The organism is Psychrobacter sp. TWR1-1-1, from assembly GCF_049895865.1.
Taxonomy (GTDB): Bacteria; Pseudomonadota; Gammaproteobacteria; order Pseudomonadales; family Moraxellaceae; genus Psychrobacter; species Psychrobacter immobilis_A.
Genome location: NZ_JAFCTE010000015.1, coordinates 1 through 26,110, shown reverse-complemented (window position 1 = coordinate 26,110; position 26,110 = coordinate 1). Strand labels below are relative to the sequence as shown.

The window sequence follows — 26,110 nt, the reverse complement described above, 5'->3', positions numbered from 1 at the left end:
CCTAAGCGGTCAGTTCTTGACGCACGATTGCCGCGCCAGCACTTAACGCTTGCAGCTTACCTCGTGCCACTTGTCGAGACAACGGTGCCATGCCACAGTTGGTTGAAGGATACAGTTTATCCGCATCAACGAATTGCAAGGCTTTACGTAGCGTATTGGCCACTTCTTCAGGGGTTTCAATGGTATTGGTTGCCACATCAATGGCACCAATCATCACTTTTTTACCGCGGATCAATTCAATCAAATCCATGGGAACATGTGAGTTTTGACATTCTAAAGAGACAATATCAATATTCGACTGTTGCAATTTAGGGAATGCTTGCTCGTATTGACGCCACTCTGAACCCAGTGTCTTTTTCCAATCGGTATTGGCTTTGATGCCATAGCCGTAGCATATATGCACCGCTGTTTCACACTTTAGACCTTCAATGGCACGCTCTAACGTGGCAATACCCCAGTCGTTGACGTCATCAAAGAACACATTAAATGCAGGCTCATCGAATTGGATAATATCCACGCCGGCAGCCTCTAACTCTCTCGCTTCTTGATTTAAGATTTTAGCAAATTCCCACGCCAATTTTTCACGGCTTTTATAATGACCATCATACAAGGTATCAATCATGGTCATCGGACCAGGCAGTGCCCATTTGATCGGCTGATCGGTTTGTGCACGTAAAAACTTAGCATCATCAACAAATACAGATTTTTGACGGCTTACCGCGCCCACAACTGACGGCACACTGGCATCATAACGATTACGAATGCGCACGGTCTCGCGCTTCTCAAAATCGACGCCATCCAGATGTTCAATAAAGGTGGTCACAAAATGCTGACGAGTTTGCTCGCCATCACTGACAATATCAATGCCTGCATGTACCTGTTCTTGCAATGTCAAACGTAGCGCGTCTTGTTTGGCTTCAAACAGTTGCTCACCTTCTAATGCCCATGGTGACCAGATTTTTTCAGGTTCTGCAAGCCAAGAAGGTTTCGGTAAACTGCCAGCCGTTGACGTCGGTAATAACTTTTGTGTCGGTAATAATATTGTCATACGATTCATCTTCTTATTTATTGGTATTCTCATTTCAGCCAGATTGAGCGTGTTTAGGCAGCGTATTCTTTATTCGCACATGCTTCTGCCACGTGCTCATTTACATCATAGCTTGCTGCCCACTCATTAAGAATGGTTTGGTATGGCTTGATGAACTGCTCTTCGGTGAACTTACCTTGTGTCACTGCCATCTGGCTGCGCTCTGCGCGATCATAGACGATTTGCGTTAGGGAATAATCTTGGTACTTCAAACTCGGTTGATACACTTGAGCGGCTGCTGAATTGGCGTTATAAATCTCAGGTCGGTAGATTTTTTGAAACGTCTCCATGGTACTAATCGCACTGATCAGCTCAAGATCGGTATAATCGCTCAGCAAGTCACCCGCAAAATAAAAGGCTAAAGGTGCAACACTGCCAGCAGGCATAAAGTAGCGAACGGTTAAGCCCATTTTGGAAAAGTACTCATCGGTTAATGACCCTTTGTTCAAAGAGCAGCCATCTTGTTTGTATTCAACGCCCAATACAGGGTGCTGATTGGTCGTACGTTGATAGGTTTTACTGGTGGACACACTCAAGCAAATCACAGGCTTCTTGGTGAAATTAGCTTGGTAAGCTTCTGAATTCAATAAATACTGAAACAGCTTGCCGTGTAAGTCACCGAAATCTACTGGCGGCGCAGATGATGGATGTTTATCGAAATGGTCTAATAAGACCACGCTAAAGTCATAATCGCGCACATAAGATGAGAAACTATTACCAATCATACCGTCAATACGGGTGTTTTCTTTATGATCCACAATCGTTGTTTGCAGCATCTCGATGATAGGGAAAGTATCGCCATTTCCTGCCACATCCATGTCGACAGAAATAATATCAACCTCAACAGAATAACGATCTGCGGTGGGATTATCCCAATGCGCCAAAGCATTAAAACGATTATTGATCATTCTTAATGTTTTGCTTAAGTTCTCTTGACGATGCTCGCCACGCGCCAAATTCGCAAAGTTTGTCGTCAGACGCGTGCTATTTGCAGGATGATAGTTTTCATCAAAACGAATGCGCTTAATGGCACAGCTAAATTCTTTACTCATGATAATCCGCTACCCTAATCTACTCTCATTATTTGAGATAAAACCCAATTTGTGTATGAGTTGAATCATACCCAAACTATTACATGAATAAAAACGATACTATTTAAACATAAGATGAATATAATTCATGTTAATGAAATTATGGTATGACATGAGATTGGATAGCGGAGACTTTATGACTTGCTCGATAGGATCATTCAGCAAAAAATAAGCCTGTAGAAAAATGAGCTACGCTAGTGAAAGCATAAAGAAAATTTCGATAAACTAACGAATCTAAGGGTTCTCTCATTAAAAAAGCCGAAACTTATTTTCTAAGTCTCAGCCCTTTTTTTGATAATATAAATAGAAAATTGCTTTCTATTGATTGTGTTAGCAATAAGCATTCTTAAGATTTTTTGAACTTCAACGCGGTCAAACTACTGCCTTGCCGCTTCAATCTGAATGTTTAGCTGAACTTCTTTAGTAATACCCAATAACGTATATTTACTGATGCCCCATTTCATTCGATCAATGGTCGTTGTAAAATCCCCACCGCAAACTGGCTTTTTCAATATTGGGTTTAAGTAGCAATTGAACTTGGTAGCCGTCAGCGTAATGGGATTAGTCTTGCCATGTAGTGTCAACATACCATCAACCTTGCTGACATTTGAGCCACTACCATCATTCGTAAAATACCATTTGGTAGACTCAAATTGCGCCAGTGGAAACTGCTCAATATCGAAAAAATCTGCGCTTTTTAACGTAATATCAAATGCTGTATTGCCTGTATTTAGGCTATTCAGAGGAATTACTAGCGAGATATTACCGGTCTTAGCCGCTGGATCATAATCTAGCTGCCCAGTGATATTATAAAAGCCACCTGTGTTGGTAGAGGTATTAAAATGGTCAATAGCAAAGCGTACATTGGTATGGGTGGGATCAATATCGTAAGTCCTCGCCTGACTGCTGGCGATACCCAACATGCTTATGCTTAATGCTAGTAGCGGCTTTCGAGAGGACAGTATGACTGTCGAGAGGGATATTTGATTCATAGTAACATTCCTTTGCTGTATAAATGATAGAGCCATCACATCCTTTGTGATTGTGATTGTGATTGTGATTGTGATTGTGCTTGTGATTTTGCTCTTATAATTGCTCTCTTATATAATGACAACAAGCCCATACTTAATCAATAAATATAGGCTCGTCTATTTTAGACATAGCATTCTCACTGCTAACGCTATGTCATAGGTATGATCAAATAAATCCATTAAATCATACTTTACCATCTGTCGTTGTCTGCTCTTTGCCACTAGGTACGAGCCATTTAGCAAACCATCCTGACAAGTCATCCATCAAAGTATAAACCACGGGAATCACCACAAGGCTTAATAACGTCGAAGTCACCAGACCACCCAATACCGCAGCGGCCATCGGACGACGGAAGGTTGGATCGGCATCACCCCAACCGAAGACTAAGGGCAACATCCCCGCTCCCATCGCAATGGTGGTCATAATAATAGGACGCGCCCGCTTGCGGCAAGCATCGATAATAGCCTCAAAACGCGCCAAACCTCGACGCTGTGCAATAAGTGCATAATCGACCAATAGGATAGAGTTTTTGGTGGCAATACCCATTAGCATAATAAAGCCGATCATCGATGGCATAGAAAGACTGCTATTGGTAATAACCAAGCCTACAAAAGCGCCACCTATCGATAAAGGCAATGCCATCAAAATGGTAAAAGGCTGCAATATACGCCCAAACAATAGAATAAGTACGCCTAAAATACAAACCACACCGACCGACATCGCAATCACAAAACCGCTAAATAGCTCAGCCATGTTTTCTGCTTGACCTTGGTCAATAATGGTAATGGAAGGCGGTAGTTGTTGCATGGCAGGTACTGATTTAACCGCTTGCACCAAATCTCCAAGCTCACCACTCGCAGGTTGCACCGTGATACTGATGGCGCGTTCCCGATCGAGCCTGCTAATCTGCGCCGGCCCAGTGCCAAAGTCTAATGACGCGACTTCACCCACACGTACACCCTGTCCTGCGGGTAACGAGCTCGGTACATATAGACCTTCTAATTGACTGACATTTTGTTTGGCAACATCTGGTAGACGAATGACGATAGGAATCTGCCGCGTATCCAAATTGAGCTTGGATAAACGTTGCTCATAGTCACCCACCGTCGCCACTCGTAACGTCGTAGCGATGTCTTGCGTGGTCACGCCTTTATCCGCCATCGCCAGTCTGTCTGGCGTCACCGTTAACTCTTGACGCGGCAAACTGCGGTCACTGGTCACGGAGCCAGCACTGGGCAGCCCTCGAATCTCTGACATAATTTGCTGAGCGGTTTGTTCAAGCAATTGCGGATTGGTACTGGTCATAGAGAAGTTGTAACCACTCTCTCCACCACTCGACAAACCGACGGTAAAGCGCGCACCTGGCACTTCTGCCAACAAACTACTTATTTGACGTTCAATCTCTTGCTTAGAGCCGCGCTCTGCACGTGGTGCTAGCACGATGTCTAGACCTGCTATATTTTCGGCTTTGCCACCACTAGAGTTTGAGTCCATGCTAGCCTGAGCCTCACCGACTGAGGTAAAAATATTGGTGACTTCAGGCATTGCTAAAATACGCTCACTTGCCAGCGCAGCAACGCGCTCTGTGTCTTCCAGTGCAACGTCAGGTGTCAACTCAATCGCCACACGAGTTTGGTCAATGTCATTATCAGGAATAAACGATGTTGGTAGTAATTTGACAAGCATCAGTGACGCCACGAATAACACTAAAGTTGCACCCATCGTCAGCCAGCGATGATGCAGTGTCCATGCCACTATTTTGAGATACCAACCCATCAGCGCGCTTTGCTTCTCAACGTGTTTTTTCTCTGGTCGCAATATATACGCTGCCATCATCGGTGTGATAAGACGCGCGACCATCAAAGACGCAAAAATCGATAATGCAGCCGTCCAGCCAAACTGACGGAAAAACTGTCCAACGATACCGCCCATAAAGGCGGTGGGTAAAAACACGGCAATCAAAGTAAAGGTGGTGGCGACTACCGCCAAGCCAATCTCGTCAGCCGCTTCCATCGCCGCTTCATACGGTGTCTTGCCCATGCGTAAATGCCGTATGATATTTTCGACCTCGACGATCGCATCATCAACCAATACACCGATCACTAACGACAATGCCAATAAAGATATAATATTGAGGCTAAAGCCAAATAAGTACATACCTAAAAATGTGGGAATCACTGATAATGGCAAGGCGACAGCAGCAACTATAGTCGCCCGAATATTGCGCAAAAATAAAAATACGACGACGACTGCTAACAGACCACCTTCGATCAGCATCCGTAATGAGGCTTGATAATCTTCCGCAATCGGCGTTGCCCGATCATAGACCTTTTCAATCGTGATGTTATCTACATCGGCTGACAGCTTGGCAAGCTCTGCATCAACCAGCTCCATGACCTCGACTTCACTGGCACCACGCGAGCGGGTGATGTTAAATGCCACCACCGTTTGCCCGTCAAGCTTAGCAATAGAGCTTGGGTCAGCCGCGCCATCTGTGATTTGTGCCATACGTCCAAGCGCTTGCGTGCCGCCTACTGGGATTGCCACTTGTAAATCATTGAGCTCACTTGCCCGCTCCACCGCACCAAGGACACGAATCGTCTGGGTGGTTTTGCCCACTTCTGCTTCACCACCAGAGCTGTCCTGCTGAATACCCGTGATTTGATTGGATAGTTGTGTGATAGAGAGCTTAAGACCACTCAAGGTAATCGGGTCAGCTGCGACGGTAATCTCACGCTGCAAACCACCAATACGGCTAACCGTACTGACACCCGGTATATCAGAAAGACGCTTGGTGACCGTATCATCGACGAACCAAGACAAGTCTTCCACATTCATGTTTTCAGAAGCCACAGAATAAGTGACAACGGGGAATCCTGCGGTTGAAACTTTAGTAATAATAGGGTCATTGGCAGCGGCAGGCAAATCGCCGCGTACCTCGCCTACTGCCGAGCGCACATCATCGACCGCTTCCTGAATATCCTTTTCTAACACAAACTCTGTGACCATGGTGGCAGCACCCGTTTGTAACGTGGTGCGAATATGCTTGATGCCCTCAATACTGGTGAGCTTATTTTCTATCTTTTTTGCGATGTCGTTTTCGAGCTGTGATGGCGCGGCGCCCGGTAAAGTTACCGTGACCACAACTGCAGGTAGGTCAATATCGGGAAACTGCTGTACCTTCATTTTCATAAAGCCATAAATACCGCCTAACGTCAGTAATATGAATAGCAAAATGGCGACTAAAGGATTTTTTATCGAGTAAGCAGAAACATTTAAACTCATGGTTGTGCCTGCGCTGCTGTACTCGTTTGGCTAACACCATCAACGATACGCACCAAATCTCCATCATTTAAAAAGCTGCCGCCTTGTTTGACAATTTGACTGTCACTAGGCAATGGCTCTAGCACTGCCACATTTTCGCCAAGTCGCTCGCCCAATGTCACTCGTTGTTGCTTGATACGACCCATGGTCTGACCATCTTGAGTCGTCACATTGGTTACTAGCATCACATAATCATAGCCATCGTTGCTGACGATAGCGCTATTGGGTACCGTTTGCGTACTGGCACTGCCTAATAGGAACTCACCCGTTTGATACATACCTGCCCGTACTTTTGCATTGGCCGCCAAGCTCGCATAAATAGTAATCTGCCGGTTGTTGTCCGCCGTTGGTGCTATGCGGCTCACTTTCCCCATTACCGTATCACCATCTGGTAAGCTCACCCGTACTGGCGTCCCGACACTGACTTCACCGACGAGCTTGGGATCAATATCTGCACGCCATTCCAAAATACCACCTTTAATGATAGTAAATAATGGCTCGCCACCAGCAACCATACCGACCTCCGCCATTTTCTCGCTGATGACACCGCTGACTGGTGCGACCACTGTTGCATTATCTACACTCAAGCGCTGAGTGCTCAGACGCGCTTTGGAGGCTTGTAGCGCAGCCTGTGCTTGAAGCTTTGCAGTGCGATAGCGATCGGCTTCTTGTTTGCTAATCGCATCAATATCAAGCAGTGGCAATACACGGGCAGCATCAGCGCTGGCATTGGCAAGCGTCGCTTCTGCTTCGGCAACATCTGCCTCTGCTTGCAAGACTTGCTGCTCCATAGCATCGGTGTCAAATATCGCCAATACTTGACCCGCTTTGACGCGATCACCTTCTTCAACCACTATACTCTCGATAGCCACGCCATTGACTTTAGCACTGACATTCGCCGTATCTTTGGCATCAATGGTGCCATCAGCACTGAGTGTGTTACCAATATCATCTTGGCTTGGGCTGACCGTTTCTACTGATAATACCGCCTGCTCAGTGCTCGTAGCGCTTGCAGTGGCACCATCACTTGAAGTACGACTAGAAGCTGGTGATTCATCGGTCGCGGCTTTATCACTACCGTCCCAATACTTTCCAAGTAGCACACCAATGATAAGCACGGCTGCCAATACGGGTAACAACCATAATGGTAGTTTTGAAGCGGTTTTTTTAGACAAATTATCAGACTGGCGATACGGTGGTAGCTCAGATGGTTGAGGTGGCTCAATGTTGGTTTCTTGCTCGCTAGTCGGTGCTTGCTTATTATTAGGGTGTTCAAAATCACTCATAGTCGGTCTCTATAAATAAGCACGGTACTAACGCCGTAAAAAGTATAAGGGAAACAAAATGATACAGGCAGAGCTTATCAAAATAGTCTTTTATCATTGTAGACTATCTCGTCATTGGGTCAATTATGTTAAGTATCTACATAGTCAATTGTTGATAGTAATCAAGATATAATAATCAAGACGTAGTAAGACATTGAACTTAATAAAGATTATTAGTAGCAAAGATTATAAAGTGAACGATAAGTAAAGACAAAAGACAGCCTATTCCTAGCTCATTCCCAGTTCATTGCATAAGTCTTCTTCACCAAAATCCCTTGCTTAAAACTTATTCAGCCAATGAAAAAATATGCTGTCATATTGAATGCATTAAGATGCGACCATTATAGTTGGAACAATCACTCGTAAAAATTAATGATACATACGCCCTACAGTTTAGACTTGTATTTATGGGGTAATTTGTCATTATTAAGATAACTCTACTAATAAAGGAATCCATCATGGCTAATAAATCAGACGTAAAGAAGCTTAAACAAGAAATTAAAGACACCAAAGCAAAGATTAAGCAGAAAAAGAAAGACCTCAAAGATCTTAAGAAGTCATTGAAAAAGTCGAAAAAAGCCAAATAGCTTTTCGAGATGATGGCTCTACGTCAAAAAACAGAAGAGGATAGCGTTGGCTGTCCTCTTTTTTGCTATTAATTTAGCCATTTTCAGCCCATTTAGACGATAGTCGATTGAATTGAGAACACGCCCTAGGCATTGGTATAACGACTCGCCTCAGGCATCCAGCGGTGAATCAGTTGGCTGACATCTGCCTTGCGCGTAGGATCTGCAATTAGATGTTTGGCTAAACGCTGAGCAATGGCAAAAAGCTGCTCGTCACGTATCAGATCAGCCAAATAATAACCAACATTACCCGTTTGACGTTTGCCTAATAACTCACCGGGACCACGCAGTTCCAAATCTTTTTGCGCAATGACAAAACCATCAGTGCTATCACGCAGGACATTTAAGCGCTCTGTACCTGTCTCTGATAATGGCTTTTGGTATAACAGTACGCAATAGCTTTTGGTTGAGCCACGCCCGACTCGCCCGCGCAGCTGATGTAATTGCGATAGACCTAATCGTTCGGCATTTTCGATGACCATTAACGATGCATTAGGTACGTCGACCCCAACTTCAATGACCGTTGTGGCAATCAACAAATCCAAATTGCCAGCTTTAAATGCTTGCATGATAGCTTGTTTATCAACGGATTTCATCTTGCCATGGACAAGACCAATGCGAATATTCAAGCGCTCATTTAAATCCTCATAAGTGGCTTCAGCAGCTTGCGCATCCAGCACACTAGACGCTTCGACCAACGAGCAAACCCAGTACGCTTGCCTACCCGCTTCACAATTAACCGCAATCCGCTCAATGACTTCATCGCGTCGATTACGGTCAATGGTCACCGTAGTAATTGGCGTACGCCCCGGTGGCAATTCATCAATAATCGAGGTATCCATATCACCGTAAACGCTCATCGCGAGCGTGCGCGGAATCGGGGTAGCGGTCATAATCAGCTGATGTGGTGTGCTATTCGCCACCCCTTTATTGGTCAGTGCCATACGCTGCTCAACACCAAAGCGATGCTGTTCATCGATAATAACTAAGCCCAATTTGGCAAACTGCACCTGCTCTTGAAACAGTGCATGAGTACCGACCACGATTTGCACCGTGTTTTCTGCGACGGCTTCCAACGCTTCGCGGCGCTGCTTCGCCGTTTGTTTACCAGCAAGCCAGCCAACACCGATACCTAACGGCTCAAACCATTGTTTGAAATTGACCAAATGTTGCTCTGCCAAAATCTCCGTGGGTGCCATGACCGCCACCTGCCAGCCACTATCAAGCGCATAACCCGCTGCACCCGCTGCGACCAGAGTCTTGCCCGCGCCCACATCACCTTGCACCAACCGCAGCATTGGGATGGACGTTGCCATATCAGCCGTAATATCTTTCATGACTCGTTGCTGGGCGCTAGTGAGATCAAATGATAATGTGGCAAATAGCTTATCGGTAATCGGACTTTGTGTAGCACATTTGGGTGCTTTATGCTGATGCAGTTGCTGACGACGATATAACAAGCTGAGCTGATGGGCGGTTAATTCTTCAATAATCAAACGCTGGCATGCCGCATGAGTACGGGCACTTAACTGGGTGAGTAGCTGATATTGTCGTCCTGCGTCGGTATAAGTCGGCGGCGTATGCAGTAATACTAAGGCTTCAAATATCGTCAGATTATAGACGTTGTTATTAACTGTTCTATTAGCGACTGTATGGATATCACTGTTTGTATTATTATTGGCATCATAGACATTGGCTTTATTGACACTACTAACGCTATGAGCAATCGTATTATCTGGCATACTACGCGCCAGTGTCGAAAATATATCTTCTGGATACTCTGCCTCTGTTACTACTGTCTTCGTCGGTTCAAAAGGTGCTAATGGCAAGTCAGCCACGACTGCAAAGTCTGTAGGAGTAAACAGCGTCATCGGTAAGCCTTCACTGCGAACCGTCTGTAATGCCAGCTTAATTAAGGTACGCAGCTTATTTTGATGCAAACCTTTAACACTTGGATAAATGGGCTGCAAACCGGTATTTACTACCGTCTCATTACTACTGATAATTTGATATTCAGGATGGTGGATTTGCTTACCATAACGACTCACCTTTACTTCGCCAAATAATTGCAGCTGCGTCCCTAAGCTCATGGTTTGTGCAAGGCCACGATAAACCTTAAAAAACCGTAGCGATATGGTGCCCGTATCATCATCTACCACGACCGTCATACCGCTGCGCTTGGTATCGACGTGCACCACACGCCCAGTAATTAACGCAGACTGCCCGTGCCCCACCTCTGCTATGGACAGCAATCGGCTACGATCTTCATAATCACGTGGCAAATGCAGCAATAAATCAAATATTCGTTTAATATTCAATTGCGCCAACTGTTCTGCGACTTTTAATCCCACACCCGCCAGTGCCGTCACTGGCATATCTAGCGCTGAGAGTGGCAGCTCAGACCTTATATGGTCTGTTGGGCTGGTTAAAGAAGCGTTCACTGATACTGACATCAAAGATCCTAACGATATTATTTTTAGTTTTCATATACTCATTCAAGTATTTTCAATATACCGTAGATGATGATATTTTTTATAAAACAGCTGTCATCAACAGGACACATCAAAACACCGACTCATTTCATTATAGCTGACAATACAATTGCTTATGCTCAGCTATTTAGTAATACTGCGTCAAAAAGCCTGAAAGTCAAACGGCTCATTTGTATCATATCAATAACTGATGTTTTATTTTCCGTATTATGGTCATTTTATAAGGTGTTTTTATGTTCCCTCCTGCCCAGTACCGACAACCTCTTCATAGTCTAAGAGTGCGACATAGTATGAGAGTGCTATGCACCAGCTTAATTGCCGTACTTGGATTATCTATCAGCGCTTGTAGCGCTCTAACGCCAGCGCAGCCGTTACCTGAAGCACCTGAAATAGCGCCACTTAATGTGGCGTTAGTATTGGGCGGCGGCGGTGCCAAAGGCTTCGCCCATGTTGGGGTGATTAAAGCACTAGAAGCAAATGGTATCAAACCAACGCTCATTGTTGGCACCAGCGTCGGCAGCTTGGTTGGTGGCCTATATGCCAGCGGCTACACACCATTACAACTTGAGCAACTGGCACTGACCACTACAGATAGCGAATTGACAGATTTTGTGTTATCCAATCAAGGTGTCATCGAGGGTATCAAACTCAAGAACTTTATCAACGATAAAGTCGATGGACGATCAATAGAGGATTTCCCCATCCGCTTTGCAGCAGTCGCGGCGGAGAAGCATACTTTGAAAAAAGCCATTTTTACCACTGGTGATGCGGGGCTTGCCGTTCAGGCATCCTGTAGCGTACCAAATATTTTTATTGCGCCACGTATTCCCGAAAAGGTCGGTAAAAAATATATCGATGGTGGCGTGGTCAGCCTAGTACCTGTCGATAGCGCCCGTGATTTGGGCGCTGATATTGTTATTGCCGTTGATGTGACAGATACTGGCATTAACAATCCTAGCGGTGTTTCTACACTAGATAAAAAATTAAACCTCAACGGATTAAGCAATTTTTGGGGATTTTTGGAGAGTAATATCGTAGCCCCGCCAAGCGCCAATCGTGCCTCATCGATGCAGCGTGAACGAGATCGTGCTGATGTGCTGATTACGCCTGCGGTCAGTCATATCAGCTCACTAGATACCAGCCAGCGCCGTGCTCTCATAGCTGCAGGCTCGCAATCCACTACCGCACAGATGGCTGCCATCAAGCAATTAATCAAAGAAAAATCTAGCCGAAAATACGCGACGCTTTAAGCGCTTTGCAACAGCATACCAAAATTTCTTGTTAACAACCCACAAAAAAGCACCACAGCAACGAGCCGTGATGCTTTTTGTGATTAAACGAATATTAAGCCAGTATTAAATAAATCACACTGATAAAGTATTTAATATTAAATGACTGGCTTATTTCACACGTGCACGGTATTTAACCACTACAGTGTCATTAAGACCAACACCCTCTAAATCCCAGCGTACCGCTTTATAATACTTTAATGGAATTTCTTGCAGTTGGTTATCCACTTTTCCACGTAATGGCATACGGGCAAAAGTATTGCCGTCAGCACTGCCGTATGGAAATTCAGGTGATACTGTACGCAATAATTCTACCTGCTCAGGGATACTCATCGTCACAGTCATTTTACGGACGCGATCTGCATTGGTATTGGTAAAATAGCCTTGGTACTCTAAGACATTACCTGATTGTAGGCGCGTACTAGCATTCACCGGAGCCAAAACCTCTTGACCGTTTGCATCAACGCTAATCAATGACGCGGTAATCTTACTATTGACGGCCTGTGCACTCGAGTTGCTGCTTTTAGTAGCATTGGTCTGTACAGCTGCCGAACTATCAACGGCTTGTTCTGGCGTCGGTAGCATTGCCGAGGCTTGCGTCACTACCATCGCACCGATGAGCGTACCAGCCACAACGTGGAATAAGCGATGTCCGCTCCAAGCACTAAATGGGCTAGCAAATTGGTTACTTTTTTTCATGGTTTTCATTATCCCTGGTTAATATGTCGGTAAAACGCAGCTGGTAAAAATTGAATAACTTTTGGTGTATATTGAATCGTTGATAGGCAGCGCAATTTAGACGGAACATACATACTTATAAGAAACATGTTATAAGAAACATAACTCATTATAAATGGTCGACTATTATAGTATTGGCAGACCTAGTATCGCTGCTGATTGTAGTGACAGCTAATGGCAAGCGCTGCTGGCGTCTATGCTGCTAGCGTCTATCTTGTCATAGCTGGTAAGCTTATCGTATAAAGTTTTTATTTTTATTGATTATCTTCGTTCATCGCCTGTAAAGCAATAGCGCTTAGCATAGCAAAAAGTGTTTGTACGTACACTAACCCCGTGTTGAGGTTGTGTATATCCTCGATCAGTGATAAAAATTGATTGATACTACTGAAATAAAAGATAGCTCATAACGGCGTTTTTTGCTATGGTAATTCTTTAGCGATAGGCATTTTTTGCTACGCCCCTTTTCTTATTCTCACTACTATTGCCCTTATTATGACTACTAGCGCCATGCCCCAAATCAACCCTGAATACGTCCATTGGTTCCGTAACTCTGCCCCCTACATCAATACCCATCGCGGCAAAACGTTCGTGATTATGTTTGGTGGTGAGGCGGTCAATCATCCAAATTTTAGCACCCTTATTCATGATTTTGCGCTACTGCATAGCTTAGGTATCAAGCTGGTATTGGTACATGGAGCGCGACCGCAAATCGAAAAGAACTTAAAAGATGCCAACATTACCTCCCCACTGCATCAAGACATTCGAATTACACCGCGCGTGGCGATGCCTGCTATTTTACAAGCGGTAGGCGCTATTCGCCTGCAACTCGAAGCGCAGCTGTCGATGGGACTGGCTAATTCACCTATGTATGGTTCACGCATCGATGCCATTTCAGGCAATTTTGTGACCGCACGTCCTTACGGTATTCGTGATGGTATCGACTACCAAATGACTGGCGAAGTGCGCTCTATCGATGTTGAAGCCATCAAAAATAACCTGCTACACGACCATATTGTGATTTTAGGCTCAATGGGTTATTCAGCGACTGGTGAAGTCTTTAATTTGCTAGCTGAAGACGTGGCGCTCAGTGCGGCTGTGGCACTGGGTGCTGATAAGCTTATCTTCTTGGGCGAAGAAGCAGGCATCAATGACGATTATCGCTTACTAAGGGAGATGATTCCCAATGAAGTCGATCGTTTCTTACGTGATCGTGATTTAAATTGCGAGATCAATTATTTCTTAAATTGCGCCAGTTTGGCTTGCCGCCAAGGCGTCCATCGCACCCATATTATCTCGTATGCCAAAGACGGTGCCTTATTAGAAGAGTTATTCACTCGCGATGGCTCTGGTACTCTTATCAGCCATGACCCTTACGAAGAGATTCGTCGTGCCAATATTGACGATGTGGTCGGACTGATTGAGCTGTTATCACCGCTAGAAGAGCAAGGCATATTAGTCAGCCGCTCACGCGAACGCTTAGAGCAAGAGATTGATAGTTATAGTGTCATTGAGCGTGATGGTATGATTTTGGGCTGCGCAGCGCTATATCCATTGGATACAGAATCAGCAGAAGTTGCCTGTGTCGCCGTACATCCCGATTATCGTAGCGGTAGTCGCGGTGCGGACTTACTGGCATTTTTAGAGCAACAAGCGCGCAGTCATGGTCTGCACAAGTTGTTTGTATTAACGACACGGACGGCACATTGGTTCGTCGAACAAGGCTTTGCCGAAGTCGAGGCCAGCGCGCTACCTGCATCGCGTCAAGAAAAATACCATAACGGTCGTAATTCTAAAGTCTTTCAAAAAACTCTTTAGATCCTCAATTTCTAATCATAAAAAAGCCCTCATAATATTATGAGGGCTTTTTTATGACTTTATTTTTTAACACTGTTCACTAGGGTGTGTACTAAGTATTATTTTACTTTTAACAGCTCAACCGTAAAGATAAGCGTGCTGTTAGGCTCGATACCTGCGTTACCCGCTTCGCCATAAGCAATATCTGATGGGATATAAAACTCGTATTTACCGCCCTCTTTCATCAGCTGTAGACCTTCTGTCCAGCCAGCGATGACTTGGTTCAATGGAAACTCAATTGGCTCACCGCGCTCATAAGAGCTATCAAATACCGTACCATCGATTAACTTACCTTCGTAGTTTACTTCAACCACGTCAGTCGATTTTGGTGATTTACCCGTACCTGCGGTGATGACTTTGTACTGTAAGCCAGAAGCCGTTTCTTTGACGCCTTCTTTTTTAGCGTTTTCTGCTAAGAATGCAGCGCCTTTAGTTTTGTTTTCTTCAGCTTTTGTTTCCATGTCTTTAACGAACTTTTCTTCTTGCTCTTTTTGATAAGTCGTCAACACTTCCTGCATTTGTTCTTGAGTCAATGCTGATTCGTTGCCTTCATAACCATCACGGAAGCCTTTTTCAAAGGTATCAAGATTCAGGTCACCGACCGCTTCTTTGTTACCTTCAGCCATCATGAAGCCTAAGCTATAACCTACTTTTTCATTTGCTGAGCTTTGCTCGGTGATTGAAACGCTTTTAGCAGCTGTCTCTTGGTTACCGTTATTTGTGCTACAGCCTGTTACCAACAACATAGCACTAGCAAGTGCACCAACGCTTAAAGTAGTGATTTTTTTCATAAAGTACTCTCAAATTGTAAGGATAGTGGCGAGATGTCACATGTTCCTATAATAACAAATCTTAGTTTTAGGAACCATGTTTGCCGTCAAATTATCGGGCGAATGTACAGTCTATGTTAATATTTCTCATCATAATAACAAGTTATCACACAAATACAGTAACACGTTAAGCTTTCTATCTTTAAATCTACTAATACATCAGCTAAGCTAAGTTAGTTAAGGTGATAAGTAACCGAGTGTACGTCTTTATCATGGATGATTAACATTGGCAGTAGAGCAATTAACACGAGGGAAACCAACGTTTTTTGATAAGGTTTTTTGATAAGGTTACCTACTCAAAAATTATAATATCACCGCATAACTTATTTTAAAAATACTATTAATTATAACCATCTATGTATTGGTTTCGCTCAACACTAGCTGTACTGATGATATTGTTGAGTGGCTTTCGTATGATGATTAAAGGAGGATAAGATGAATCCAATGTACACATCTTTTAACGGTTATCTTGGTGGGCCTATCGGCTCTATTATTGGTGCTATTTTAATATTTATTATTGGTTGGCTAGTGGCACTGGGTATCGCGGCACTGGTTCGTAATGTATTATCTAGAGTCAATCTGAACCAACGCATGAACTCTTCAACGGGTAAGACCTACGATTTAGAAGGTATTATCTCTAAGATTGTATTTTGGTTCATCTTTATCATCGCGATTTCTGGGGCGCTGAATCAATTGAATTTGAACTCAATCTCGACACCGTTTGCAAATATGGTCAATCAAGTCCTAGCCTTTATCCCTAATCTTATCGGCGCTATCGCTGTGGGTATTATTGGTTGGGTCTTGGCTACTGTTGCACGCACAGCTATCAACGCGGCATTGGCGAAAACGTCAATGGATGAGCGTTTAAGTGCTCAGGCAGGTGTAAAACCGATGAGCAGCACGATTGCCGATATGGTTTATTGGTTCATCTTGTTGGTTGTTTTGACGATGGTATTGGGTAAATTAGAGCTTGATGGTTTATTTGCTCCATTGACTAATATGGTTGATAAAATCTTTAGCTTTATCCCTAACATCCTCATTGCAGGTGTCGTCTTTGTCGTCGGTTATATCATTGCCAAAGTGGTACGCGGCATTGTGACCAACCTTGTTTCTACTTTTAATGTTCAAGAATTGGCTACAAAAGCAGGCTTAAGCGAAAAAAACAGTTTGCCTAATATCGCTGGTTCATTGGCATTTTTAGTAGTGATCATTCCAACTATTATTGCTGCATTAAACGCATTAAAAATTGAAGTGATTGCTCGTCCTGCGACAAACATGCTGAACAAAATCATGGAAGCATTGCCAAACATCTTTATGGCGGTTGCGATTTTAGTCGTGACCTTCTATGTGGTACGTATGGTTGCCAATATCATCAAAGGTTTGATCGAAAACACTGAGATTAATCAATTGCCTGCGAAAGTTGGCTTACAAGAAACGATGGGCGATAAGAGAGTCTCTGACCTTGTTGGTTATGCGATTATCTTCTTTGCGATGTTATTTGCCTCAATTGCCGCCGCTGACTTGCTAGGTTTTGAGCCTATCTCTGCCATTATCGCCATGTTTATTGCGTTTGGTGCCAATATTATCTTGGGCGCAATTATCCTATTTATTGGCTTTTGGCTTGCCAATATCATTGCAGGTGTCGTTGAGCGTTCTGAGCAAGGCTCACAATTCCTAGCAAATATCGTCCGTGTACTAATAATGGGTTTAGTACTTGCCATGGGTCTAAAAGCGATGGGTATTGCTGACTCTATCGTTAACCTAGCATTTGGTCTAACGCTAGGTGCCGTAGCGGTAGCCTTTGCCCTTTCATTTGGTCTTGGTGGTCAAGAAGCTGCTGCACGTTTCCTACGTAAAATGCAGGATAAAATGGACAAAGAACGTGAAGAAGCTAAAGCGAAATCTGCTCTTCATGCTAGCTCAAGTACACAAGAAAAAGTTGCTGACTCAGTTCGAGAGAACACTCCTGCTGCTTCAGGTACAATGACTAGTGACTTCCCTACTAGCACTGGCGATACCAACAATCTTAGTACGGGTCATGTAGATATTACTCACGTTGAAACAAGTGATGACGATATCGACACTGGTTCAGATCTAGCGCCAAGTAATAAAGGCTTTACTGATATTGATAATAACGACTTAAAATAAGTCATCGTTAACGATATATTTTGAATAAAAAAAGACAGCCTAGGCTGTCTTTTTTTATGGCGTAAATTTATTTTCTACAAAACATCGCTACAAAATCATATTCAGGACTTGGTCTTCCGTGCAGGTATATTCAAATTTAATTGCATTCGCATTGGCTCATTTTTACTTGCTGATAAATTATTTGCTGTTTGCTGTTTATGCTGTTGGTTTAAGCGCTGTAATTGTTTGGTCAGCTGCCGCTCACGCTGGGTCATCGGATCAACGGGTTGAATCCATAAATCTATATCAATAAAGGTGTCATTAGACTCGTCAATAAAATCAATGCCCAATACAATCACATGATGCAGCTCGGCTATTGGCAGGCGGCTCGCAACATCCTGTGCAATCCTTGCTAAGTTTGGCTGAATAGCCTGTTTACTGTGCTGGCTCTCAACATCTTGCCCATAAAATATTAATACATAATGCCTTCCCAAGCTCTCATAAGAGTGCTGATGGACGACATAACCTTCTTTTTGCAGACCATGTGCTTGTTTAGGATGCCTATATAGAGTTCGAACCAGCTCATGGCGTGAAAATAAAGACTCATCCAATAACTGCTGTTGCCAATAACAGCGTTTTGTTCCTAGTGTCTCTTTATCAGCATTGTCTAGTACTTCTGCATCGAGCATCTCTATCATTTGGGTGCTTAACTGCGACCACAGAGCTGCCGCTTGCGCCATATGCTGATGATACATCTGCGCAGTCGTGCTTTTGTTTTTGTAGGCAAGTGTCATAGCGACTAATGCAGGATTGGGCTCATCTTGCACCTCGTACTTGATGAGTGCATTATCTACTGCGATAGCGTCCGTAAATAAAGTTGGGCTATGTAAAAACTGAGTGACTAGATCTGCTTCTGATTCAAAGCTAATGACATGATTACTGGCTGAATACTGTAATTGCCCTAAACGATAATGCAAAAATCGCCATAACTCGCATGGTGCTTGTAGGCTTGCTAATATCGCCTGCCAGTCATGCCAGCTAAAAACTTGTAGCTGCTGCATACTGTCGCTCATATCCACCACCAAATCTTCCATAAAATAGCGGACACCAAAGCCATGAATGAGCCGTTTTAGGGATTGTCGTTGCTGGTTATTTATCTTAATTTTATTGATTTCTTCAACTTTATCGGTGCGCTGAATATCAAAAACTAAAATATTATGGCTAATGTTGTCGTTATTTTTATGCTGAGTAAGATATGTCTTGTGCCATATGAGCGCGACCTTTACTACCGTCATACGCGCAGCTTTAATATCGACCAGACTACTTTTAGCAGGCAAATACAATATGAGTTCAAGTAATGAGAGGTTACCCATTGGCAATTGATAGTGATATTGCTGAGCACGGTAACACGCGTCATATTTATGCTCAAGATGCTGCATATTGGCCAAAGCAATATCTACAGCATCTTTCTGCAAATAGCAGGTCAACTCATTAACAAGACAATCATTATCAGATAGGGTAATAGATGAGTCAGACACAGTGTTAACCTTTTATTATCGAATGGACACGTTGTATGGTAAGTTGCTATTGATGAGCATAACACTAGAGCATGTTGAATATTCGCAAATTCTTTTGGTATAACGACAGGCTACCAACGAAAAACTTAACAAAATAAGCCTTATTAAATGCAGTCGCTTTCAGGGCAATGAGTTGTTATGATAATAGCAAAGTAGCATGATTTGCAGTCAAACTTATCGCTTATGGGCTGCCTTTGATTACATTTTTTAGAGACATTTATTAAAATTATTTAATGACCATCATATAATAAAAAGGATTGAACGTTATGAAGCGCTTTAAAGAAAAAACTGTCATTATAACAGGTGCAGATTCTGATATTGGTCGTGCAACGGCGCTTAGATTTGCACAAGAAGGGGCGAATTGTATTATCGTTGGTATTAATAACGATATTTTAGAATACATCTACGAGGAGCTGCCACAGGATCATACATGGATCAATACAGGTAATCACCTTACCGTAACCAGTGATATTAATGATCTGACCCAAACGGCAAGATTAATAGAGCATGTACGCGATAAATATAAACATATTGATGTGATGGTCAATATAGATACTGCGGTCGGCATTCATCAGTCAGTTATTCCAGAACTGATAAAAACACAAGGCAATATCGTTAATGTGTCAACGCTAACGGAGATATCAGCAGACTGGAATATAGAGACCTATAAAGCTAGGCAAAGGGATTTGACTGATATTACAAAGAAGCTGGCATTAGAGAATATACCAAATAATGTACGTATTAATGCCGTATCTGCTGGATTGGTGGCAACGGATATCAGTCCAAATCCATTTATTACCCACTCTCCACTAGGGAAGACAGCGACACCGTTTGATGTAACCGCCGCTGTGATGTTTTTAGCCAGTGATGATGCTGCCATCATTACTGGTATGAATTTACCTGTCGATGGCGGGGTGAGTACGTTCAACAGCTAAATCCATGCTTAGTTTTTTAGCCATTTTTAAAACTCATCACCGCAAACAAAAGACCCCCTGACATTAATCAGTCAGGGGGTCTTAATATAATACAGGTACTCATAACTCATTTAAAACTTTATTCAGCTGAATGATTGATATCTTGTAATGGTTGAGATAAGCGCTCGGGATGTCTTGGTATCACCCCTTTATACTGAGCATAAATTTTTGGTAAATCCGCTTCGATATCACCACTAGGATAAACCAACGACATAAAGCGTATTTCTTTGGTTTTGTAATCCATCGCTACCGGCAAAATAGGTACACCAGCGCCCACTGCTAAATAATAGAAACCTGATTTCCAAGTTTCAGTATATTGACGAGTGCCTTCTGGTGCTAAACCCAAAAATAGTGGCTTACCTGTTTTGAACTTATCAATACTTGCTTGCAGCACTGAGCCTTTATCACTACGATCAATGGGAATCACCCCTATCCAGCTTAATAGCTGAGCAAATACGGGCACTTTAAATAACGTATGCTTACCCATAATACTGATTTTCAAATCTAGGGCAAATAAACTGGGTATCGCATAAACCCCGTCGATATTCGAAGTATGCGGCAGCGCTAAAACTACAGCTTGTGAAATATTTGGAATCTCTCCAACCGTACGCCAACCCGCAGCTTTTAGCATAGCTGAGGCAATCACTGGCGCAATTTTATTACCGCGTTTCGGAACTAAAATACCCAGCTGCTTTCTACTAAGCTTGGGCAATATTTTAGAGTTTACAGACTGAGAAGCAGCAGCTTTTGAGCGATTAAATAACTTTGATGTCATGACGGCACCACATAATAAAAGATACCTACATAATAACATTAAGCTTATACAACTAAATTGAATTTTATAGGCTTTTATTGCTTGCCAGCTTACCGGTTTATAAACTTATATAAATATATAGCTATTGATGGACATATCCATCGAGCCCATTAGGATATGTCAGCCAAATTGCCTTTATTCTCAAGCCAAACCTTGCGATCAGCAGCACGTTTTTTAGCCAACAGCATATCCATCACGCTATTAGTCAACACCATGTCATCCATATCTAGCTGAACTAAACGCCGAGTATCACGGTTCATGGTCGTCTCACGTAACTGCTCTGCACTCATTTCACCCAAGCCTTTAAAACGGGTAATCTGCGCTTTTTTATTGCCCGGCACATTGGCCAAAATATGCTGAAGCTCAGGCTCATCTAACGCATAATGCACCTCTTTGCCCACGTCTACTCGATATAACGGCGGCATGGCGACAAATAAATGACCCGCATCCACTAGCGCAGGGAAATGCTTCACAAATAAAGCGCAGATGAGCGTGGCGATATGCAGACCATCAGAATCCGCATCCGCTAAGATACATACCTTGTCATACCGCAGCTCAGACAAATCGTCAGATGCCGGATCGACACCGATAGCAATAGCGATATCATGAATCTCTTGGCTCGATAACACCGTATCAGAAGACACTTCCCACGTATTTAAAATCTTACCACGCAGCGGTAAAATCGCCTGATAATGACGGTCACGTGCTTGCTTGGCGCTACCACCCGCAGAATCCCCTTCTACTAAAAACAGCTCAGCACCATCACGCAAATCACCACGACAGTCTGCCAACTTACCCGGCAATGCAGGACCTTGCGTGATTTTCTTACGGGCGACTTTTTTGGCAGACTTGAGACGACGTCCAGCTTTATTAATCGCCAGCTCTGCGATTTGAGTACCCATATCGGCATGCTGATTTAACCACAGACTAAAGGCATCTTTTGCCAACGCCTGTACTGCCCCAGCAGCTTCACGACTAGACAGACGCTCCTTGGTTTGCCCAGAGAACTGCGGTTCAGAAAATTTAAGCGACAGAATATAGTTCACCCCATCCCAGACATCTTCTGCCGTTAGCTTGACACTACGCGGCAGCAAATTATGAATATCGCAAAACTCACGCAATGCCTCTAATATACCAGTGCGCAGACCATTGACGTGCGTACCGCCCTGAGCCGTAGGGATAAGGTTCACATAACTTTCTTGAATCGGCGTGCCACCATCAGGCAACCAAGACAAGGCAAAGGTAATAGCAGCACGTTCGCCCGCTTTTGCATCGTAATTATAATAAAACGGTGCTTCAGGTAAGGTTTCTAAACCATCCAACTGTTCGCTTAGATATTCGACCACTCCGTCAGTAAACTGCCAAACCACCTTTTCATTATTAATATCATCGACAAATTCAATCGTCAATCCAGCGGCCAATACTGCTTTGGCTTTTAGATTGTGCTTGAGCTGCTTGACATTAAATTTAGGCGTATCAAAAAAGCGACCATCTGCCCAAAAATGTACTCTGGTACCACGTTTGCGTTTGTTTGAGCTGATTGCTTCAGTCAACGGCGTAACTGGTGCGCCATTTTCAAACGCCATATCAAACTGTGTACTATCACGCCATACCGTCACCTCAACACGTGTTGATAACGCATTGACGACAGAGATACCCACACCATGCAGACCGCCTGACACTTCATAATTAGAAGTCGAAAACTTCCCACCAGCATGCAAACGAGTTAAAATCAGCTCAATCCCTGACTGATTAAACTCAGGATGAATATCAGTCGGCATACCGCGCCCATCATCCTCAACTGACAACGAGCCATCGCTATGCAGTTGCACCTTGATGGTTTTAGCATAACCCGCCAACGCTTCATCGACGGAGTTATCGATAACCTCTTGCGCCAGATGGTTTGGACGGGTGGTATCGGTATACATACCTGGACGACGACGTACTGGCTCAAGCCCTTCTAAAACTTCTAACGATTGCGCATTATATTGACTCACAAATGCATCCTTAACGATTCATGTCTGATTAATTCTATTCAACCATTATAACCAAAAATAGCGACGTTAAGGTTAATAGTCCATCGCTCACGTCATATAATGTCGCCTGTTTGTAGTGGTCAACTAATTTAGGCTCGTACTAAATCTTGTAGCATATTTATCACCATCGGCAACTGCTCACCAAAGTCACTAAACCGATGATCGCCACCCGCTTGTAAAATAACCGTACTCCCTTGCTCTTGATAAAAGGCTTTAGACAATTCAGGATTTAATAACTCATCGCCTTCTTTGATAAATACCGCAATTTTTTTAGGATAATGAACTTCTGATAACTGATGATCTGCAAACCATTGCAAATCCGCAGAAGTAATATCCCAACCGCCAGTGGTCGTATAGAGAATTTGATTCTTTGGCAATTTATCTTCGCCTTGACCTTCATTACTATCGTTATTTAATAGTAGGTCATGAGCAAAGCGCTGTAATGTCACATGTGGCTGAGTACTAGGATTTAATAGTAAAGCCGCACAGCCTGTATGATTGCTTACCAAGGTAGAAAAATAGCCACCCAATGAGCTACCAACGAATACAACTTTTGAGTCGCTGCCCCATTCCTCAACTAGACTTATCAGTTTATCGAACACGTCTTGTGGCGATTTATTCAAATCGGGACGCAGTACATTGATATCAGGATGATGATGCTGGCAGTATTTTTCTAATAGCATTCCCTTGGTAGAGTTCGCATCACTGCCCAGTCCATGGATATAAATCAAGTTCACGTATCATCTCACTTATTAATTTTGTTATGATTATCTTATATAGGCTAGTGACGCTAAGCATAGCACCCGCTAAACAAAAATAATAACAATAAAACGGCACACCATTAGTCAGTATTTGCGACATAATAATATTGTCATAATAGTTTTATGCAAGTCAAAGGAATGACGATAATAGCAATGGAGTCGCCATGAACCAACAGTTTGAGCTGTTTGAGATTGCCAATCCATGTATTGGTCTTTGCCAAAGCAATAAAAAAGGCTATTGCTTTGGTTGCCTGCGCAGTCGAACGGAGCGCCAGCGATGGCATGATATGACGACAGAGCAACGCCGTGAAGTTTTAAGGCTGGTTTCTGGACGTAAACTGCGTATAGAGCAGATGAGACAGCGTAAAGGTGAACAGTTAGGATTTGATTTTGAAGAAGATGTTGAGGTTGGGGAGTTGTTTTAAGCGGTAATGATAATTAGAAAAATTATTAAAAAAGTATGAGACTTGTATAAGAAGGCTCTATCTCATTTTCGTAACACCAAAGGTCAAATCTATCCCTTTCAGTTGCAACGAAACCTTTACCGTCATCAGTTAACAACATATGAGTATTCATATTAATTGGTTTGATATAGCTGTCTCCATTCATAAAAAGTCTTGTTAAAATAAGATTCTCTACTACTTCACTTATAGCAACTCCATGCTTGCTTATTAAAAACTCTTCCATTTCGTCATCTAATATGAGATACCCACTATTCATAAGCATAATGTGTATAGCTGAAATTTCTGCCTCTCCAATAATAGCAGGCTCCCAAATGTTACTATCCTCTCTTTTAAGATGCTTTTCTTTGAACTCTAATGAGTTATATTTCCAGCCTTGTTTGTCTCCATCCTCAAAAGCTTCAGCTATTAATAAAGGTTGAACATTGTCCATATGAAGTCCATCGTCCCATGGCATTTTTAAGTCAAAATGTATAGATATTTTTGACCATATAATCTCAAGTATCATTTTTGCAGGATTGTATCGTGTAGAGCAAATGGCAACCCATTCATTTTTATCTTTAATAATTGAGAAAGGTACACCATTAGCTTTTATAAGACAAAATTGATTTGAAGTAACTAAAGTCGGGATACTCGGTATTCCTAAACCATTACCTTCATTCTGTATTTTTTCTTCTATTATGTCCACAAAGGCAGTGCGCAATCCTTGTTCTGTTTTATACCCTCCATAACCATGAATAATACTTATAGGGGCTAACGACTCTTGAACCAGCACATAGAATAATATTGCGTTACTTTTAGAAAGAGCATGTATATCAGAGTATCTCTGAGGTGCAATTTTTCCCGTAATCTTTGAAAACTCTTTCGCAGCAACTGTAATATCAGGTTCATAACTTTCATTTATAAGTTTATATTCAAAGTGTTCAGCAAACTTTGTACGTATAGAATCAAGATGTTGGATAGCGTCTACAAAATCAGCTTTTCTTAAAGTTTTTTTAACCTCAAAAATACAAAGCACTTTATCAACATTATAAATGTATTGCTCAGTCAGTCCATACTTACGTCCATCTCCATGCACGAGCATGCAATCAATTTGCTGTGGCAGCATCTCATCTCCAATAGAAATGAAACCAGACACAACACGCAGGTCTAAATATTTTGGAATCGTAAATTCGCTATCAATACCTTGTTTAGTAACCTCTTCATATGCAGAGCCTAAAGTAGGCATATGAGGCATCTTGATGCCTTGTAACTTTTCGGATTCAGCTTTTATAAACTTCTCAAGTAGCTCAGATGCTTTTTCGATCAAAGTATATCTCCTAGATTTTTTGAAGTTATAATAATTTTTGTTATATGAATTTAGCATCTGCGCTAAAAATCAACAATATATATATGGTAATAAAAGATACACAATAATGTAAGATAGACATTGTGCTCAAGAAAATCGCTATTTCCCCGAAATGTTGGCAAAAGAAAACCCCCTGTGACATAAGTCGCAGGGGGTTTTACTTTGAATAGAGAGCTGACGATGACCTACTCTCACATGGGCGAACCCACACTACCATTGGCGCAATGATGTTTCACTTCTGAGTTCGGGAAGGGATCAGGTGGTGCCATCATGCTATTGTCGTCAGCAAAGGGGGTTAGATATGAGTCTGTTATTTTTATTGTT

At 42.8% G+C, this 26,110-nt stretch carries 19 protein-coding genes and 1 rRNA gene; 6 read left to right on the top strand and 14 right to left on the bottom strand.

Annotation, left to right across the window (positions count from 1 at the left end; genetic code table 11):
- Window position 1: 1 nt before the first annotated feature.
- The 5 genes from ACP69U_RS12005 to ACP69U_RS11985 form a co-directional block, all read right to left on the bottom strand.
- The gene (locus ACP69U_RS12005; protein ID WP_426138623.1) at window positions 2-1,048 is read right to left on the bottom strand and encodes a methionine synthase; all 1,047 of its coding nucleotides are present in this window, start codon (window positions 1,046-1,048) and stop codon (window positions 2-4) included.
- Between the two features lie 53 nt (window positions 1,049-1,101).
- Window positions 1,102-2,139 carry a DUF1852 domain-containing protein gene (locus ACP69U_RS12000; protein WP_426138622.1) on the bottom strand — a complete coding sequence of 346 codons (1,038 nt, stop codon included), beginning with the start codon at window positions 2,137-2,139 and terminating at the stop codon, window positions 1,102-1,104.
- A 416-nt stretch (window positions 2,140-2,555) separates the two neighbouring features.
- Window positions 2,556-3,170, bottom strand: a complete 615-nt coding sequence (locus tag ACP69U_RS11995; protein ID WP_426138621.1) for a YceI family protein — start codon at window positions 3,168-3,170, stop codon at window positions 2,556-2,558.
- A gap of 223 nt (window positions 3,171-3,393) precedes the next feature.
- Complete coding sequence (locus ACP69U_RS11990) at window positions 3,394-6,495, bottom strand: efflux RND transporter permease subunit (RefSeq protein WP_426138620.1); 3,102 nt, start codon at window positions 6,493-6,495, stop codon at window positions 3,394-3,396.
- Window positions 6,492-7,820, bottom strand: coding sequence for an efflux RND transporter periplasmic adaptor subunit (locus ACP69U_RS11985; protein ID WP_201580560.1), 1,329 nt, complete (start codon window positions 7,818-7,820; stop codon window positions 6,492-6,494). The genes ACP69U_RS11990 and ACP69U_RS11985 overlap by 4 nt, the downstream gene beginning before the upstream one ends.
- Window positions 7,821-8,317: 497 nt before the next feature.
- Here ACP69U_RS11985 and ACP69U_RS11980 point away from each other — a divergent pair, with 497 nt between their 5' ends.
- Window positions 8,318-8,446 carry a hypothetical protein gene (locus ACP69U_RS11980; protein ID WP_265088293.1) on the top strand — a complete coding sequence of 43 codons (129 nt, stop codon included), beginning with the start codon at window positions 8,318-8,320 and terminating at the stop codon, window positions 8,444-8,446.
- 125 nt (window positions 8,447-8,571) lie between these two features.
- Here the strand turns inward: ACP69U_RS11980 and recG are convergent, their stop codons facing one another.
- A complete protein-coding gene (recG, locus tag ACP69U_RS11975) occupies window positions 8,572-10,938 on the bottom strand; it encodes an ATP-dependent DNA helicase RecG (protein WP_426138619.1) in 2,367 nt (788 codons plus the stop codon).
- 272 nt (window positions 10,939-11,210) lie between these two features.
- Between recG and ACP69U_RS11970 the strand changes: the two genes are divergently transcribed.
- Window positions 11,211-12,227: a patatin-like phospholipase family protein gene (locus ACP69U_RS11970; protein WP_314885757.1), complete on the top strand. Its 1,017-nt coding sequence runs from the start codon at window positions 11,211-11,213 to the stop codon at window positions 12,225-12,227.
- 150 nt (window positions 12,228-12,377) lie between these two features.
- Here ACP69U_RS11970 and ACP69U_RS11965 read toward each other — a convergent pair whose 3' ends face one another.
- Window positions 12,378-12,965, bottom strand: a complete 588-nt coding sequence (locus tag ACP69U_RS11965; RefSeq protein WP_055125406.1) for a hypothetical protein — start codon at window positions 12,963-12,965, stop codon at window positions 12,378-12,380.
- Between the two features lie 531 nt (window positions 12,966-13,496).
- Here ACP69U_RS11965 and argA point away from each other — a divergent pair.
- Window positions 13,497-14,819 (top strand): amino-acid N-acetyltransferase, encoded by a 1,323-nt coding sequence (argA, locus tag ACP69U_RS11960; RefSeq protein WP_314885753.1) that lies wholly within the window; start codon window positions 13,497-13,499, stop codon window positions 14,817-14,819.
- Window positions 14,820-14,917: 98 nt separating this feature from the next.
- On the opposite strand, the gene ACP69U_RS11955 is transcribed toward argA, so the two are convergent.
- Window positions 14,918-15,649: an FKBP-type peptidyl-prolyl cis-trans isomerase gene (locus ACP69U_RS11955; protein ID WP_201555222.1), complete on the bottom strand. Its 732-nt coding sequence runs from the start codon at window positions 15,647-15,649 to the stop codon at window positions 14,918-14,920.
- A 474-nt stretch (window positions 15,650-16,123) separates the two neighbouring features.
- Here ACP69U_RS11955 and ACP69U_RS11950 point away from each other — a divergent pair, with 474 nt between their 5' ends.
- The gene (locus tag ACP69U_RS11950) at window positions 16,124-17,836 is read left to right on the top strand and encodes a mechanosensitive ion channel (RefSeq protein WP_426138618.1); all 1,713 of its coding nucleotides are present in this window, start codon (window positions 16,124-16,126) and stop codon (window positions 17,834-17,836) included.
- 101 nt (window positions 17,837-17,937) lie between these two features.
- Here the strand turns inward: ACP69U_RS11950 and ACP69U_RS11945 are convergent, their stop codons facing one another.
- Window positions 17,938-19,353: a hypothetical protein gene (locus tag ACP69U_RS11945; protein WP_426138617.1), complete on the bottom strand. Its 1,416-nt coding sequence runs from the start codon at window positions 19,351-19,353 to the stop codon at window positions 17,938-17,940.
- A 305-nt stretch (window positions 19,354-19,658) separates the two neighbouring features.
- On the opposite strand from ACP69U_RS11945, the gene ACP69U_RS11940 reads away from it, so the two are divergent.
- Window positions 19,659-20,327: an SDR family NAD(P)-dependent oxidoreductase gene (locus ACP69U_RS11940; RefSeq protein ID WP_426138616.1), complete on the top strand. Its 669-nt coding sequence runs from the start codon at window positions 19,659-19,661 to the stop codon at window positions 20,325-20,327.
- A 118-nt stretch (window positions 20,328-20,445) separates the two neighbouring features.
- Here ACP69U_RS11940 and ACP69U_RS11935 read toward each other — a convergent pair whose 3' ends face one another.
- The 3 genes from ACP69U_RS11935 to ACP69U_RS11925 all read right to left on the bottom strand — a co-directional run bounded on the left by ACP69U_RS11935 (window position 20,446) and on the right by ACP69U_RS11925 (window position 23,953).
- The gene (locus ACP69U_RS11935; protein ID WP_227676014.1) at window positions 20,446-21,141 is read right to left on the bottom strand and encodes a lysophospholipid acyltransferase family protein; all 696 of its coding nucleotides are present in this window, start codon (window positions 21,139-21,141) and stop codon (window positions 20,446-20,448) included.
- Window positions 21,142-21,290: 149 nt separating this feature from the next.
- Window positions 21,291-23,177 carry a DNA topoisomerase IV subunit B gene (gene parE / locus ACP69U_RS11930; RefSeq protein ID WP_109592054.1) on the bottom strand — a complete coding sequence of 629 codons (1,887 nt, stop codon included), beginning with the start codon at window positions 23,175-23,177 and terminating at the stop codon, window positions 21,291-21,293.
- 128 nt (window positions 23,178-23,305) lie between these two features.
- Window positions 23,306-23,953, bottom strand: coding sequence for a YqiA/YcfP family alpha/beta fold hydrolase (locus ACP69U_RS11925; RefSeq protein WP_426138615.1), 648 nt, complete (start codon window positions 23,951-23,953; stop codon window positions 23,306-23,308).
- Between the two features lie 188 nt (window positions 23,954-24,141).
- Here ACP69U_RS11925 and ACP69U_RS11920 point away from each other — a divergent pair, with 188 nt between their 5' ends.
- On the top strand, window positions 24,142-24,402 hold the full coding sequence (locus ACP69U_RS11920; RefSeq protein WP_087816287.1) for a DUF1289 domain-containing protein: 261 nt from the start codon (window positions 24,142-24,144) through the stop codon (window positions 24,400-24,402).
- 25 nt (window positions 24,403-24,427) lie between these two features.
- Here the strand turns inward: ACP69U_RS11920 and ACP69U_RS11915 are convergent, their stop codons facing one another.
- Entirely contained in the window at window positions 24,428-25,747 is a 1,320-nt protein-coding gene (locus ACP69U_RS11915; RefSeq protein WP_426138614.1) for a DUF6602 domain-containing protein, read from the bottom strand.
- 211 nt (window positions 25,748-25,958) lie between these two features.
- Window positions 25,959-26,073: ribosomal RNA gene (gene rrf / locus ACP69U_RS11910) — 5S ribosomal RNA — on the bottom strand.
- Between the last annotated feature and the right edge of the window lie 37 nt (window positions 26,074-26,110).

Excerpts from the sequence above, each read along its gene's own strand:
- ACP69U_RS12005 (WP_426138623.1), bottom strand. The coding sequence starts at position 1,048 with ATGACAATATTATTACCGACACAAAAGTTATTACCGACGTCAACGGCT.
- ACP69U_RS12000 (WP_426138622.1), bottom strand. The coding sequence starts at position 2,139 with ATGAGTAAAGAATTTAGCTGTGCCATTAAGCGCATTCGTTTTGATGAA.
- ACP69U_RS11995 (WP_426138621.1), bottom strand. The coding sequence starts at position 3,170 with ATGAATCAAATATCCCTCTCGACAGTCATACTGTCCTCTCGAAAGCCG.
- ACP69U_RS11990 (WP_426138620.1), bottom strand. The coding sequence starts at position 6,495 with ATGAGTTTAAATGTTTCTGCTTACTCGATAAAAAATCCTTTAGTCGCC.
- ACP69U_RS11985 (WP_201580560.1), bottom strand. The coding sequence starts at position 7,820 with ATGAGTGATTTTGAACACCCTAATAATAAGCAAGCACCGACTAGCGAG.
- ACP69U_RS11980 (WP_265088293.1), top strand. The coding sequence starts at position 8,318 with ATGGCTAATAAATCAGACGTAAAGAAGCTTAAACAAGAAATTAAAGAC.
- recG (WP_426138619.1), bottom strand. The coding sequence starts at position 10,938 with ATGTCAGTATCAGTGAACGCTTCTTTAACCAGCCCAACAGACCATATA.
- ACP69U_RS11970 (WP_314885757.1), top strand. The coding sequence starts at position 11,211 with ATGTTCCCTCCTGCCCAGTACCGACAACCTCTTCATAGTCTAAGAGTG.
- ACP69U_RS11965 (WP_055125406.1), bottom strand. The coding sequence starts at position 12,965 with ATGAAAAAAAGTAACCAATTTGCTAGCCCATTTAGTGCTTGGAGCGGA.
- argA (WP_314885753.1), top strand. The coding sequence starts at position 13,497 with ATGACTACTAGCGCCATGCCCCAAATCAACCCTGAATACGTCCATTGG.
- ACP69U_RS11955 (WP_201555222.1), bottom strand. The coding sequence starts at position 15,649 with ATGAAAAAAATCACTACTTTAAGCGTTGGTGCACTTGCTAGTGCTATG.
- ACP69U_RS11950 (WP_426138618.1), top strand. The coding sequence starts at position 16,124 with ATGAATCCAATGTACACATCTTTTAACGGTTATCTTGGTGGGCCTATC.
- ACP69U_RS11940 (WP_426138616.1), top strand. The coding sequence starts at position 19,659 with ATGAAGCGCTTTAAAGAAAAAACTGTCATTATAACAGGTGCAGATTCT.
- ACP69U_RS11935 (WP_227676014.1), bottom strand. The coding sequence starts at position 21,141 with ATGACATCAAAGTTATTTAATCGCTCAAAAGCTGCTGCTTCTCAGTCT.
- ACP69U_RS11920 (WP_087816287.1), top strand. The coding sequence starts at position 24,142 with ATGAACCAACAGTTTGAGCTGTTTGAGATTGCCAATCCATGTATTGGT.